15 protein-coding genes are annotated in these 12,888 nt (G+C 67.7%); 9 read left to right on the plus strand and 6 right to left on the minus strand.

What is annotated here, in order from left to right; genetic code table 11:
• Positions 1-685 precede the first annotated feature (685 nt).
• Both ACFVX4_RS40320 and ACFVX4_RS40325 read left to right on the plus strand, forming a co-directional pair.
• Positions 686-883, plus strand: coding sequence for a hypothetical protein (locus ACFVX4_RS40320; RefSeq protein ID WP_389987952.1), 198 nt, complete (start codon positions 686-688; stop codon positions 881-883).
• Positions 880-1,341: a DUF6093 family protein gene (locus ACFVX4_RS40325; RefSeq protein ID WP_389987955.1), complete on the plus strand. Its 462-nt coding sequence runs from the start codon at positions 880-882 to the stop codon at positions 1,339-1,341. Before ACFVX4_RS40320 ends, ACFVX4_RS40325 begins: the two co-directional genes overlap by 4 nt.
• Positions 1,342-1,560: 219 nt before the next feature.
• Here ACFVX4_RS40325 and ACFVX4_RS40330 read toward each other — a convergent pair whose 3' ends face one another.
• Entirely contained in the window at positions 1,561-2,523 is a 963-nt protein-coding gene (locus ACFVX4_RS40330) for a phosphotransferase family protein (RefSeq protein WP_389987958.1), read from the minus strand.
• 530 nt (positions 2,524-3,053) lie between these two features.
• Between ACFVX4_RS40330 and ACFVX4_RS40335 the strand changes: the two genes are divergently transcribed.
• The 3 genes from ACFVX4_RS40335 to ACFVX4_RS40345 all read left to right on the plus strand — a co-directional run bounded on the left by ACFVX4_RS40335 (position 3,054) and on the right by ACFVX4_RS40345 (position 5,058).
• Positions 3,054-3,575, plus strand: a complete 522-nt coding sequence (locus ACFVX4_RS40335) for a MarR family winged helix-turn-helix transcriptional regulator (protein WP_389987961.1) — start codon at positions 3,054-3,056, stop codon at positions 3,573-3,575.
• A 96-nt stretch (positions 3,576-3,671) separates the two neighbouring features.
• A complete protein-coding gene (locus tag ACFVX4_RS40340; RefSeq protein ID WP_389987964.1) occupies positions 3,672-4,136 on the plus strand; it encodes a hypothetical protein in 465 nt (154 codons plus the stop codon).
• 55 nt (positions 4,137-4,191) lie between these two features.
• Positions 4,192-5,058, plus strand: a complete 867-nt coding sequence (locus tag ACFVX4_RS40345) for an NmrA family NAD(P)-binding protein (RefSeq protein ID WP_389987967.1) — start codon at positions 4,192-4,194, stop codon at positions 5,056-5,058.
• A gap of 36 nt (positions 5,059-5,094) precedes the next feature.
• Here ACFVX4_RS40345 and ACFVX4_RS40350 read toward each other — a convergent pair whose 3' ends face one another.
• On the minus strand, positions 5,095-5,220 hold the full coding sequence (locus ACFVX4_RS40350; RefSeq protein ID WP_389987970.1) for a hypothetical protein: 126 nt from the start codon (positions 5,218-5,220) through the stop codon (positions 5,095-5,097).
• 3 nt (positions 5,221-5,223) lie between these two features.
• Between ACFVX4_RS40350 and ACFVX4_RS40355 the strand changes: the two genes are divergently transcribed.
• Positions 5,224-5,715, plus strand: coding sequence for a hypothetical protein (locus tag ACFVX4_RS40355; protein WP_389987973.1), 492 nt, complete (start codon positions 5,224-5,226; stop codon positions 5,713-5,715).
• A 296-nt stretch (positions 5,716-6,011) separates the two neighbouring features.
• Here ACFVX4_RS40355 and ACFVX4_RS40360 read toward each other — a convergent pair whose 3' ends face one another.
• The 4 genes from ACFVX4_RS40360 to ACFVX4_RS40375 all read right to left on the minus strand — a co-directional run bounded on the left by ACFVX4_RS40360 (position 6,012) and on the right by ACFVX4_RS40375 (position 9,808).
• Positions 6,012-6,674 (minus strand): response regulator, encoded by a 663-nt coding sequence (locus ACFVX4_RS40360; RefSeq protein WP_389987976.1) that lies wholly within the window; start codon positions 6,672-6,674, stop codon positions 6,012-6,014.
• Positions 6,671-7,900 (minus strand): sensor histidine kinase, encoded by a 1,230-nt coding sequence (locus ACFVX4_RS40365; RefSeq protein WP_389987979.1) that lies wholly within the window; start codon positions 7,898-7,900, stop codon positions 6,671-6,673. The genes ACFVX4_RS40360 and ACFVX4_RS40365 overlap by 4 nt, the downstream gene beginning before the upstream one ends.
• A gap of 148 nt (positions 7,901-8,048) precedes the next feature.
• A complete protein-coding gene (locus ACFVX4_RS40370) occupies positions 8,049-8,867 on the minus strand; it encodes an ABC transporter permease (protein ID WP_389987981.1) in 819 nt (272 codons plus the stop codon).
• Positions 8,864-9,808 carry an ATP-binding cassette domain-containing protein gene (locus tag ACFVX4_RS40375; RefSeq protein ID WP_389987984.1) on the minus strand — a complete coding sequence of 315 codons (945 nt, stop codon included), beginning with the start codon at positions 9,806-9,808 and terminating at the stop codon, positions 8,864-8,866. Before ACFVX4_RS40375 ends, ACFVX4_RS40370 begins: the two co-directional genes overlap by 4 nt.
• A 69-nt stretch (positions 9,809-9,877) precedes the next feature.
• Between ACFVX4_RS40375 and ACFVX4_RS40380 the strand changes: the two genes are divergently transcribed.
• The 3 genes from ACFVX4_RS40380 to ACFVX4_RS40390 all read left to right on the plus strand — a co-directional run bounded on the left by ACFVX4_RS40380 (position 9,878) and on the right by ACFVX4_RS40390 (position 12,834).
• Complete coding sequence (locus ACFVX4_RS40380; protein ID WP_389987988.1) at positions 9,878-10,009, plus strand: hypothetical protein; 132 nt, start codon at positions 9,878-9,880, stop codon at positions 10,007-10,009.
• Between the two features lie 135 nt (positions 10,010-10,144).
• Positions 10,145-11,341 carry an alpha/beta hydrolase family protein gene (locus ACFVX4_RS40385; protein WP_389987991.1) on the plus strand — a complete coding sequence of 399 codons (1,197 nt, stop codon included), beginning with the start codon at positions 10,145-10,147 and terminating at the stop codon, positions 11,339-11,341.
• An 875-nt stretch (positions 11,342-12,216) separates the two neighbouring features.
• Positions 12,217-12,834 (plus strand): DUF3592 domain-containing protein, encoded by a 618-nt coding sequence (locus tag ACFVX4_RS40390; protein ID WP_389987994.1) that lies wholly within the window; start codon positions 12,217-12,219, stop codon positions 12,832-12,834.
• The last annotated feature ends 54 nt before the right edge of the window (positions 12,835-12,888 follow it).

Here is a 12,888-nt window from a genome sequence, read left to right on the forward strand (position 1 = left end):
CCGCCGAGCACGAAGCCGCCCACTACGCGGCCCAACCCCCAGCATCACTCCAGAAAACCAGCTAACTCACTCTCCACGAAACCCGGGGCTTGACAGTGTACCCGTTGACCCAGAGGTTGTCAGCAGTAGCGTGAAGCGCAACCCAGTCGCCGTTGTACCACTTGGACCCCGTGTAACTGATGGTGCATGCAAGGTCTCCCCCTACCCACACTTCTTTGGGGCAGCGTTCCGATTCGGCCCCCTGGATCCCCGTTGGCGAGGCTGTCGCTTGGCCTGCCAGGGGCAGTGCCAGCATGGCAAGCGCGGCAAGGGAGATGACGGACTTTCTCACTGTTTCACCCATCTGTTGGCACCGGTTGTACCGGCGGGCGCGCATCAGCTTGACCGTGCGCATCGTGTGGGCAATGAGGGGAACTAGCGTTTGACCTGAAACCGTCAAGTAATGGCAGACGCGGCATGGTTGACGTCTAAATGATCGCGTGTCGGATGCAGTCGTAGGCGTGAGGAACTGTCGGTGCTCAGTCGTAGCCTGTGATCATGACAACCGATGCCGCAGGGCTGACGTTAGGGGCCGTCAGTGACCTGGTCGAACGCAAGATCTTGACCGACACCGTACGCATATTCAGACCGGGTGAACCGGTCTTCAACGAGGAGACCGGGATGTATTACCCTGGCCCGGGGTGTTGTGATCTACGACAGGCCGGGGGTGATCTTCCCGGAACGTGGGCCCGGCATCGTTCTGCACCTGGAGGGGCAGGCGCACGTCGATGACTCGGCTTCGGTGGGACGGACCTGGCGGGTTCTGGACCTGGGGGAGACGTCCACCATGGCTGTTGTGCGGACAACTTTCCTTGATCAGAACACGCAGGTGGTCACACCGTGAGCACTCCGATCGACATCGACATCGACATCGAGCGGGAGCGCCTTGAGACCGCGGTCATGGTCGACACCGTCCGGATCACCAGGCCGACCAGGCACGCTGTGCTCGACGAGGACACCGGGATGATGGGCCCGATCCCGACCGAAACGGTCTACGAGGGTGCAGGAGCGGTGCTGTCCGGGAATGGGCAGGTGATCGCTCAGCACGTCTTGGGCCGTGAGTGGCTGGACGACACCGTGTCCTGGTACCGGCTCCTCACACCGGTCTCCGCACCAGTGCTTCATGATGCTCCCCCACGCGAGCGCCCCAGGACTGGACCTTCACTACAGAACCTGAGCCAGAACCCGAGTTCGGACGGAGCTCGGCGGTGTCGGCCGGTGCCGTCCGCCGTCGGTATCAAGCGGTCAAGGGACAAAGGCGCTGGCTACGGGGGCGGGTGGCACGGTGGTCCGGCTCCATAGCCGACAGGCGGGTCTTGGCCGGCGGCGCCTCCCGTGGTCGTCGATTTCGAAGTCCAGGCTCGGCGGGTGCCTCCCAATGCCATCGAGAAGTGACTTCACAAAGAGGTTCTGGCACGGATCTTGGGGAGTGGCCACGGCGGGCGATGCCGCTGTTCGAATCGAGGTAGGGCACGGGCAATGGCGGTTCGCCGCCGTGCCCGTGCCCCGGGCTGCTTTGGCTCAGCCCAGCGCGTCCATCAGGGCAGTGACGTAGGCATCCAGCCGCTCCTCCACGGCTCGCGTCGTCAGCTCTGTCCTCCCAGCTTCCCGCCATGGCTGCGCCACCAACCGCACTTCTTCTGAGCATGCCAGTCCGTCCCGCACCTGCCAGTACAGCCGCTCGCTCGCGGCCGCGGCCAGCACCCCGCCGGCTTCCTCATACGCCTCGGCGAACCGCAGGCCCCACGCCGGGCCGTGCAGTAGCGCGAGATTGGTGGAGCAGTGCGCCACATCGAGATCCGCCGGGCCCCAGGAGGTCGCTGCCCAGTCGACGACGCCGGCGATCCGGGGACCTGCCGGGCTTGGGGGCGGCACGTCGAACAGCACGTTGCCGGGTTGGAAGTCCCGGTGCAGGAATCGCCCTTCATAGGGCGGCGCGGGCTTGCGGATCACGTCGATCGCTGCGGCCCACGCCGCCGCGTCGGCGCCCTTCGGAACCACGACGGTGTCGGCGGTCGTCAACGCCACATACTCCCGGGGCCGCTCGGCGGGTCGCAACGCGTGGATCGCCACGAGTTGACAGGCCAGCAGAGGAACACGCACCTCCAATCCCTCATCGTCGAGGACCGTCCGGCCCGCCAGATGTGTCATAAGGAGCGATGGATACTCGCAATGCGCGGCGGTCGGATCAAACGCGACCAGACCAGGAGCCGGCACGCCGGTCCTCGCGAGCAGGGTCAGGGCGCCAGCCTCCCTGTTCAGCCACTCCTCGGCCTGCCCCACGGAGAACGGGTCGACGAAACTCCGCAGCACCAGGTGACGAGTGCCTCCGTCCCGCGTGCCGATGGTCAGCCTCCGCATTTCGGCAGTGATGCCGCCGTGCAGCGCCTCGGTTCTGACGATCCGTTCGCCGACCTCCAGGTGTCGGCTCACCCAAGCCAGTGTCAACGGTCGAACAGCTGCCGCCTCATCATGGTTGGTCACCGTGCCACCTCATCATCCGGACGACGGCACGCGCAAAAGCATTTCGTTGGTGGCGATGGCAACCCTGCTGTATTTTTCGTGCCCGCTCAACGGCACGTCCCGCAGCTGCCGCAGACACCGTTCAGGCACCCGCATCGAGCCATGGCCACAGCTTGGAAGACCCCGCCGGGATCGGCCGCCGTCGCGCACGAGGTCGAGGCCGCAGGCGGAAAGGCAGATGCCGCCGAGCGACACGGCCGTCAACGACGTGGGGCATCATGCCGCTCTCGCGACTGGCCGACGAGTGGGACCGGATGATCGACGTCAACGTGCGCAGCGTCCTGCCCCGGATCGAAGCCCTCATTACCTGGAAGTAACTCGTCGACGACTGCGGCGAACGCCGGTCAGATCCAGCAGGTCGAGTCCGACGCCGAGGCGGCTGACGGGCATGTGGCCCGCCGTGGTGGTAGCCCGCGTGGAGTCGGTGGGGCGGCCGTCGTGGTGGCGTCACGTGGCTTGACCGGTATGTAGTTAGCTGCCATATTAATTTTATGAGTGACGAGGATGCGAACCCCGGCGCTGTGCCCACGCTTGATCAGGCGCGGCACCAGATCGCGCGGTATGGGCTTGATGCCGACCCGCAGGCGGTGCTTGTGGCGGTGCGCCTGATGGCTGCCGGGGTGCGGCTGGACCGCGCGTCCGAAGTGCACTTCTCTCGTTTTGGGTTGTCGACCGGGCGCTACCGCCTCCTGGTGGACCTCGAGGACAGCGACGGAGAGAAGTCGCCGTCGCGGCTCGCGAAGAGCCTTGGCGTCTCGCGCGCCACGGTGACCGGCCTGGTGGATGGGCTTGAGCGCGAGGGCCTCGTGACCCGCCGCGCGTCCACGGAGGACAGGCGGGGTGCGGTGGTCGTGCTTACGGCGCGCGGTGCCCAGCGACTGCGTGATATGGCCGCGGACCACTTCGCGCGCCTCCAGGCGCTGGTCGGCGGACTGACCGCCAGCGAACGCGGGCTGTTCCTGGACCTGCTGGAACGGATTACGCAAGGGATCGGTGCGCTGACCGCCGAGTAGCGTCCCGCACCGCACGAGAAACGGCCGCCTTTTCTGGGTGGCAGTCCCTCTATGCCCAAATAGTTAGGCCGCTAATAACTTTTTTGAGGAGTGCACGTGAGTCTTACCCGCAACAAGGCCGCCAAGCGCGGTTTCGCTGCACGCCCGTTCACGCTCTGGAAGGAAGTTGCAGTCGCCTACCTGGCCCCCGCGCTCACAGCCGGGCTCGGCGGAGTCCTCAGCGGGCAGCCCGAACTGACCATGGCCGCCTTCACCTCCATCGGGGCCACGTCGGCCGTGGTGGCCTTCATCGTCGGCGGGTGGCTGCACCGCCGGGCCCGGCCGCGCCAATGGACGACGTCGGTGCCGCGTCCGGTGATCACCATCGGACTCGGCACTGCCGCTGCCGGAATCGCGGGCCTGGCCGGGTGGTTCGCGTCCGGCTGGTTGCCGTCACACACGTCGGTGCCCGATGCCGGGTGGCTGGAGCGGCTGCGGATCGACCTGCCGTTGTCGGCCGCCCTGGCGACCACGATCGTCACCTGGCGATGGCACGGCATGGCATCCCGGCAGCAGAAGTGACCCGGCCGATCTCCACCCGATTCCCTGGACCCACCAAAACCACGAAGGGCACACTGTGATCACCATCATGGGCGCGACCGGCGCCACCGGCGGCGCGCTGCTCCGGCGCCTGATCGAACTGGACATCCCCTGCCGTGCCGTCAGCCGTACTCCGGACAAACTGCGCGCCGCGATTGGTGTGGAAACGCCGGTCGAGGTCGTCGGTGCGGACGCCGCGGATCCCCGCGCGCTCCGCACCGCGTTCGACGGCTCCACACAACTGTTCCTCGCCATGGCCAACAGCCCGCGTCAAGTCGCGCTGGAGATCAACGCGATAGACGCCGCAGCCGCGTGCGAGGTACGGCACGTCGTCAAACTCTCTGCCCCAGCAGCCGAGCCCGACTCACCGGTCGCCGTCTCGCGCGGGCACTGGCGGGTTGAGGCACACCTTGCGGCAACCGGCATGGTGGCCACGCTGCTTCGGCCGTATGCGTTCATGCAGAAGCTGCTCCTGAACGCTCCGGCGGTTGCCCAGGGCGTGCTCATCGGGGCGATGCGCGACGTGCCCTGCAACTACATCGACGTCCGGGACATCGCCGACGTTGCCGCGGAGACCCTCCTCCGGCCCGGCCTTGACGGGGCCACGTACGCGCTGACCGGCCCGCAGGCCTTCAGCCATCCGGAACTCGCTCATCTTCTCGGTGAGCTGACGGGTCGGCCCGTCCGCTACATCGACCTGCCACCGGACGATTTCCACGGCCATCTCGTCCGAACCGCGCACATGCCGGACTGGCTCGCGAGCCATGTCGTGGAGATCCAGCAACTGGCCATCGCGAGTCCGGAGTCCCCGAACGACACCGTGGAGACCGTCCTAGGCCGCCCCGCCCGGACACTCGACGCCTTCGTTCACGAGCATCTCCCCATGTTCGCGCCAGTCGCCTGACCGGCATCTGCTGGTGGCCGGGCGGGGCAATGGTGGTCAGTGGATCCCGGCTGTGGTCCAGGCGGCGTGGATCTGTTCGTAGGCGGTCTGGACGTGAGTGTCCTGTGGTGTGTTGAGAGCGAGGGCGGTGGCGAGCGTGCGGACGGCGGGGGTGTCGAGCACCACATGCCCCAGCAGCTCAACGAGATGCGCGGCGCATTCGACCCTGACCAGGCGATGCCCGACAAGTTGCCCGCCGAGGCCGTCCAGCTCTACCGCGACTTGTTCGGGCAGGAGATGGCGGACTGGCCGAAGGAGATCCGCGAGCCGCTCATCGAAAGTCATGTCAGCCCGGAGTGGATCTGGGATGGGTATGCACTGGTGAAGTACCGCAACCAGTTCCTCGACGAGATGCGTCAGGCTGGACCGCTGCCCGACGTGCCGCTGATCGTCCTCACCGCGACGGGCATCGACGCCTTCAAGGAAGCCGTGTTGATCGGCGAATCCGAGGCGCTGCTGCGCGAGGAGATCGAGGGTAAGCGACGGCTCTACGACGCGCTGGCCGCGTCGGTCCCGCGCGGCGAGAATCGCCTCGTCGACGGCGCCGGACACGCCTCCATCCACTGGCGCCGTGTCGACGCCGTGCTCCAGGCGATCCGGGACCTGCTCGGCAGGTGACGACCGAGAGCCGTCACAGCGTCGGGCGACGAGGACCGTGGCCGACTCTCCTACCCAACCGCCCAGATGAAACGCAGCGTCACAGGCGCGGCCACCACCAAGCGGTGGCCGCAGGTCACACCTCCGCGCTGTTTCGCCCTGTGCCCCCTCGAAGCCGGCGGCCCCGAGCAGAGCTCGAACCGGTCGACGGCGCCGAGGTCGCCTGAGTACACGCTGCGGCCACCACCCGGCCAACCGACTCGGCGGGCGCTGCATGACAGCGTCGTGAGACGGTGGATGCGGTGGCCTGACCGCTCTCATGCCGGGCGTACGAGCCGGGTCTCGTAGGCGAAGACCACGGCCTGGACCCGGTCGCGTAGTTCCAGCTTCATCAGGCACCGACTCAGGTGCGTTTTCACAGTGGCCTCCGCGAGGTGCAGGGCGGCGGCGACTTCGGTGTTCGACAGGCCGCGGGCCACCTCGACAAGTACTTGGCGCTCGCGGGCTGTCAGCCGTGCCAGACGTTCGTCTTCCGCCGGACTGTGGTCGGTGGGGAGCTGGTGGGCGAAGTTATCCAGCAGACGGCGAGTGATCCGCGGGGAGAGCGCCGCATCGCCTGCGGCGACGCTCCGGACCGCCGAGAGGAGCTCTGCGGGCAGGGCGTTCTTCAGGAGGAAGCCCGCTGCTCCGGCCTTGAGTCCGGCAAAGGCGTATTCGTCGAGGTCGAAGGTGGTAAGGATGAGCACCCGGGTCTGCGGGCGGTCCCGGATGATCCGGCCGGTCGCCTCAATGCCGTCGGTACCGGGCATACGGACGTCCATCAGGACGACATCGGGGCGGAGCAGCCGTGCGAGCCGCACGGCTTCGGTGCCGTCCCCGGCCTCTCCCACCGGCTCCATGTCCGGCTGGGCCTCCAGGACCATGGTGAACGCCATGCGCAACAGTGGTTCGTCGTCGGCGAGCAGAATGCGGATCGTCACGCGGCACCGGTCCCGGCTGTGCGCAGGTCGATGCGGGCCGAGACCCGCCAGCCGCCGTCCGGGAGCGGGCCGGCTCGCAGTGTTCCGCTGTAGGCAGCCGTGCGCTCGCGCATGCCCGGGATTCCGTGCCCGTGCGGCGGGCCGGGAGCCCGCGCGGTACGGCCGTGGCCGTCGTCGGTGACGTCGATGACGATGGTCTCGGAGGAGCAGAGCACCCGAACCTCGGCGCGGGTACCAGGAGGCGTGTGCTTGAGGGTGTTGGTCAAGGCTTCCTGAACCAGGCGGTAGACGGTGAGCTGTGCGGCGGCGGGGACGGGTGAAGGATCGCCTTCCATGCGGAGGCGGGTCGGCAGCCCGGCCGCGCGCACCTGGTCGAGGAGAGAGTCCAGTTGGGCAATGTCAGGCATCGGGTGGCGCAGCGCATCCGGTTCGTCGGCACGCAGGACCCCGAGGAATCGTCGCATGTCAGTGAGGGCTTGTCGCCCGGTGTCCGAGACCTGCCGCACGGCGGTGGTCGTCCGGTCGGGGGTGCGGTACTGGGCGAAGACGGCGGCGTCGGCGAGCGCGATCATCACGGACAGGTTGTGGCTGACGCTGTCGTGCATGTCGCGGGCAATACGGGTCCGCTCTTCGGCCACCGCGAGCTGAGCCTGCTGGTCGCGCTCACGCTCCAGGCTTACCGCCCGGTCCTCCATGGACGCGAGGTAGGCACGCCTGGTCCGCATGTTCGTACCGATGACGGTGGCGGCCGTGGCCATGGCGGTCAGACCCACGGCTGCACCGAGGAATCTCCCCTCGGATGACCAGCGCACGGATGCCATCAGGATACCCGCTTCGAAAACAACACCGGCCAGCAGCACTTGCAGGCGGCTGGAGCGTGCGGCCACCGTGTAGAGGGCGACCAGCAGCGCGATGTCGGCGGGCAGTTGGACGTCGGCGAGCCACTGGGCGAGGGCCGCCGCAGCCACTGCGGCGAACACCGCCGACGGCGCCCGGCGCCGCCACAGCAAGGGCAGCAGCAGGGCCGCCTGGAGTACCAGGAGCCACGGGCGGTCGTGCAGGTCGATGCGGACAACGAAGGCGGTAGGGATGAAGAGCACGGTCACCAGCAGTGCGTCCACCCCCACGGGCGGCAGGTGAGCGCGCGCCGGCAGCGGCCGGGCGCGCCCGATCAGGGTGCGCCACGGCCGCCCGGCCGGTGTGGTGGCGGGCGCGGTCTCGGTCATCCGATGCCCGGTCCGGACGGGCCGAGGGGCCGCACCCCTGCAGTGGGTCCCAGGGGTGACGTGCTCCGGGGTCCGGGCCGTCGGGGCGCGGCGTCCCCGCGCGTCCACCCGAGCCCGCCGCCGGATCCGGCCGTATCCACGCCGGCCACTATGCGTCCCGCCGTTTCAGTGCCACTGCGGCTCCGGCGAGGGCTACGGCCGCGTACAAGCAGAAGACCGCGAATCCGGTCCACGGCGCCAAGGTATTCGGGTCCGATTGGAGAACGGCGAGCGCGTGTCCGGCGTTGCTCGGCAGGTACGGGCCGACCTGGTCGGCCCAGGAGGACGGGAGAGCCTTGACGAGTTCCGGCAGGACCAGCAGCAGGCCGAAGACGGTCGATATGCCGCCCGCTGTGTTGCGGACCAGGGCGCCGATCCCGACGCTCAACAACGCCACCACCGTCATATACAGACCGGTACCGAGGACGGCACGAGTGACACCGGGGTCGCTCAGCGAGGCTCCAGCGCCCGTGGAGGACATCAGCGTCTGGCCGGCCAGGAAGGCCATCAGGGATGTGGCGGTCATCAGCGCCCAGGCCACCGCCCCGTAGACGGCGGCTTTCGCCCACAGCACCGGCAATCGGCGCGGTACCACCGAGAAGGTCGCACGGATCATGCCCGTCGAGTATTCGCCAGTGACTACGAGCACACCCATGACGCCGACCGCGAGCTGCGCCAGGAAGAACCCGATCAGGCTCAGTGCTGTCGGGTTGACGGCCGCCCGCTCGGCCGCGCTCATGTCGGACCAGTGGGCGGCAGTGACGGCCGAGAAGAGTGGGCCCATCCCGGTCATCGCAACGGCGGCGGCGAGCAATGTGAGGAACGTCGAGCGCAGAGTGCGGAGCTTGACCCACTCCGAGTGCAGCACCCGCGTCCGGGTGAGGTAGCCGCGCGCAGCGGGAGGGCGGGGAAGAGTATCAGTGGTCATGCCACACGTCCTTCGGTGCCCACGCCTACCGGAAGCCGGTCCGGAGTGTGGTACTCGACCGCGTCGCGGGTCAGCTCCATGAACGCCTCTTCCAGCGATGCCTGACGTGGGGTCAGTTCGGCGAGTGCGATCCCGTTGTCGGCGGCGACCCGGCCGATCCGCCGGCTACTCAGCCCGGTGACTTCCCACACGCCTCGCTCCTGCGACGCCATCGCCACGCCCGGCCCGGCCAGCACCGCACGCAGACGCTCCGCCTCGTCGGTGCGTACGAGCACTGAATTGCGCGCGGCACGCCGCGTGAATTCCTCGACCGAGGTGTCGGCGATCAGCCGACCGCGCCCGATCACGATGAGGTGCTCGGCGGTCACCGCCATCTCGCTCATCAGATGCGATGAGACCAGCACTGTGCGCCCTTCGGCGGCCAGATCCTTGAGGAGGTTCCGGATCCACAGGACGCCTTCGGGGTCGAGTCCGTTCACCGGCTCGTCGAGGACGACGGTGCCCGGGTCGCCGAGCAGGGCACTGGCGATACCGAGCCGCTGGCTCATGCCCAGCGAGAAGCCACCTGCCCTCTTCCTGGCGACCTCCCGCAGCCCGACGATGTCGATCACCTCGTTCACTCGGCTGCGGGGTATGCCCGTGGTGACCGCCAGCGCGAGCAGGTGATTGAAGGCGGAACGACCGGTGTGGATCGACCGGGCCTCCAGCATCGCCCCGACCTCATGCAGCGGTGCGCGGTGCGCGGCGTAGTGCTTTCCGTTGACCGTGACCTGGCCGGCGGTCGGGGCGTCCAGTCCCAGGATCATCCGCATCGTGGTGGACTTCCCGGCACCGTTCGGCCCGAGGAATCCGGTGACGACACCAGGCCGGACGGTGAAACCGAGACCCGCGACAGCGGTCTTGTCTCCATAGCGTTTGGTGAGCCCGTGGGCTTCGATCATCGGATGTCCTCGTCTGGGTTGGATTCCGTCAACTGACCACCACGCTAGATTTCCGGCCCGGTGAGACACGTGAACCCACGGACTGAACTCACCGTCGCAGAACTGCATCCGCAGGTGGACACCCCTACACCTGCAGATGTACACGTCGGCGCACCGGGCGCCCTCGCCGCAGCCAACGCCGGAACCACCGACCGGCTGTGAGACAGCGGTAGCCGGCAGTTCGACCTGGGGCCGGCTCTGGAACACGGGGTTTCGCCAGGGCGGGACGGGGCGGTGACCAGGATGCGACTGGGGGCTGATGTGCCGGACCGGCCGCGGCACCTAGCGTCCCGTGCCATGCCCAGAACTTCGGTAACACCGACCGTTGCCCTGCTCGCCCTCGCCCTCGCCCTCGCATTGCCGCCCGCCGCCGCGTGGCCGGCCGCTGCGGCCCCGACCCATGCGCCCGCCGCCCTCGTCCACAGCGACACGGACACACGCACATCGCTCCTCCGCCCCACCGGACCGTACACGGTCGGCCGCGACACCCTCCACCTTGTCGACCGTGCCCGCCGGGATCCGTGGGTGCCGGATGCGGCTCGTGAGCTGATGGTCGGCATGTTCTACCCCGCGCTCCCCGGCAGCAGTACGTCGGCGCCGTACGCCACAGTGCAGGAGGCCCGGCTGCTCCTGCAGAACTATGGGTTGGAAGACGTCTTCCCCGCCGAGACCTTGAGCGCCACGGCCACCAGCGGCCGCGTCAACGCCCGGCCCTCCCACGGCCGGTATCCCCTGGTGGTGCTCTCCCCGGGGTTCGGCGTCTCGCGCTTCACCCTCACCGGCCTCGCCGAGGAACTTGCCAGCCGCGGATACGTGGTCGCCGCGGTGGACCACGCCTACGAGTCCGTCGGCACTGCCTTCCCCAGTGGCCGGATGCTGACCTGCGTCGCGTGCGCGAAGGCCCAGAGTGAGCAGGACATGGAGGCCGTCACCGCCAGCCGGGGCAAGGACGTGTCCTTCGTCCTGGACCGGCTCGCCGGGCCCCGCCCGACCTGGCGGTACGCCGGCCTGATCGACAGGAACCGGATCGGCATGGCCGGTCACTCGGTCGGCGGTGCGAGCGCGGCGGCGGCCATGGCGGGCAACCGCCGCATCCGGGCGGGCGTCAACATCGACGGGGCCTTCCATGCCGCCGTGCCCGCTGACGGACTCGGTGGCAGGCCGTTCATGATGCTCGGCACAGACGACGAGACGCACCGTCCCGGCGGCACGGACGCGAGCTGGGACACAGCGTGGAACCGGCTGGACGGCTGGAAACGCTGGCTGACCGTCGCCGGTACGAACCACTCCAGCTTCTCCGACATCCCCGTCTTCCTGGACGAACTCGGCCTGTCCGGCGCACAGTCGCCACAGGCCCTCTCCGGCAGGCGCTCGATGGAAATCACCCGGGCGTACCTAGGAGCTTTTTTCGATCAGCAGCTGAAGGGCATCCCCCAGCCGCTGCTGGACGGTCCAACGTCGGCCGAACCGGAGGTCACGTTCAACAATCCCTGAACCGATTACGGAGCGGCCTCGGGATGCCACGGCCATCGCGCCGTGCGGGGCCGCAGGCACTGCGAAGAAGTGGCCGTTGCGCATCGTCAGAAGACATACTTCTTCCGCCTTCTTCCGCGACACGGTGTCGCCGGGCCACACAACCGAAAGGTACAGGGCGGCATCCGGCCCCGCACCGGATCGGGGCCGAACACGGTCCCGGCCACATGCCACCGAACCAGGAGCCAGCCGCTTTCACCACGACCTGCACGACCGCGCGGACCGCGTGCATTCGGCAGACTGACCCATATGCGCGAACTCCTCGATGTCAGCCGTGAATTCGTCGGCTTCCTCACCGCCCGGCACGGCCGCGCCCGACCGTTCCCCCGCAGCTAAACCGCCCGGTGCACCGGTGGTGGATCGGCGGCGACGCGGGGTGGGAGCCGCCCGACGACGGGCTGCGGCTGTCACAGTCCCTTTTCCGCGTTGCTGCACCACGAGACGGTCCAGGACGCCCGGTACAGCGCTGCGATCGACGGCCTGCTACCCGATCGGTACGCACGCCTGCTCGCGCCACTGCGCCGGCTGTCCGGCCCGGAGCCGTACACAACGATGTGGGCCGGTCATGGCACGGCTGCCAACCACTGGTCGGCAGCCCTGGCGACCGGTCACGGACCGTCCCGGCCGGAAAGGATCACATGATGGGCAGGGAAAGCCTCCTCAGAAGTCTTGCCAGCCCTGAGCATCGGCAGTGGGCATGTTGCCGGGCAGGCATGCCGTCTCGTACGACGGCGGGAGAGCTGCCGGTTGTGGCCAAATGGCCCGGCACGAAGCGATCACGCCTGTGATGAACGGGGTAGACCAGTACCGACCTTTCCAATCACGTCAGGGAGCCGATGAGCACCAAGCCCGCGCATCCACGCAATCTGCTCAGATACCTTACGATCATGTCCATCTCCATGATCGTTGTGGGCCTTTGCGCTTTCGTCATGATCACGGTGTTCGTCCTGCCGAACCATTCCAAGGTGACATCCACCTTGAGGGGTCGGGGGGTCCAGACCCAAGCGACTGTCACGAGATGCCAGCAGGCTCTCCACGAAGAAGACGGCGGTGAGTTGTCTGTCACCTGCTGGGTACGCTTTACCCCATCCGGCGTGCATTCCGTTGAATCGCCACTGGCATTTAAGACACATCAGGTCAGCATCGGCTATGCCATGACCGTCGTGTACGACCCGAAGGATACCGGAACAGTCGCCCTTCCCTCGGACCTCGGCTACTGGAACACACTCGTCAGAAACACCTCTGATGTGTTTTTGCTGGTCATCTCAGCGGCAATGGTTCCGCTGGGAATCGCAGGCCTCGCCCTGCGGAGGCTTTTTGGGACTTTCGCGAAACGGTACACGGAAAATTTCGATGAAATTGACCGGGTCGCCACTCGGCGCCTCGGTCCGGTCGTCGCCCAGGCAATGACTCAGAGGGCGTTTGATCTAGGTAGATTGCCCTTTCTGCCCTAATAGGTTCCTCGCCAGGTGGGGGTGGTCTCGTCCGTTATGCGCTTGGTGAGGTTG

Source organism: Streptomyces sp. NPDC058240 (genome assembly GCF_042882135.1).
Classification (GTDB): Bacteria; Actinomycetota; Actinomycetes; order Streptomycetales; family Streptomycetaceae; genus Streptomyces.

Coding starts and splice junctions, on each gene's coding strand:
- ACFVX4_RS40375 (WP_389987984.1), bottom strand. CDS start 9,808: ATGATCGAAGCCCACGGGCTCACCAAACGCTATGGAGACAAGACCGCT.
- ACFVX4_RS40355 (WP_389987973.1), top strand. CDS start 5,224: ATGCCCCAGCAGCTCAACGAGATGCGCGGCGCATTCGACCCTGACCAG.
- ACFVX4_RS40390 (WP_389987994.1), top strand. CDS start 12,217: ATGAGCACCAAGCCCGCGCATCCACGCAATCTGCTCAGATACCTTACG.
- ACFVX4_RS40365 (WP_389987979.1), bottom strand. CDS start 7,900: ATGACCGAGACCGCGCCCGCCACCACACCGGCCGGGCGGCCGTGGCGC.
- ACFVX4_RS40385 (WP_389987991.1), top strand. CDS start 10,145: ATGCCCAGAACTTCGGTAACACCGACCGTTGCCCTGCTCGCCCTCGCC.
- ACFVX4_RS40335 (WP_389987961.1), top strand. CDS start 3,054: ATGAGTGACGAGGATGCGAACCCCGGCGCTGTGCCCACGCTTGATCAG.
- ACFVX4_RS40370 (WP_389987981.1), bottom strand. CDS start 8,867: ATGACCACTGATACTCTTCCCCGCCCTCCCGCTGCGCGCGGCTACCTC.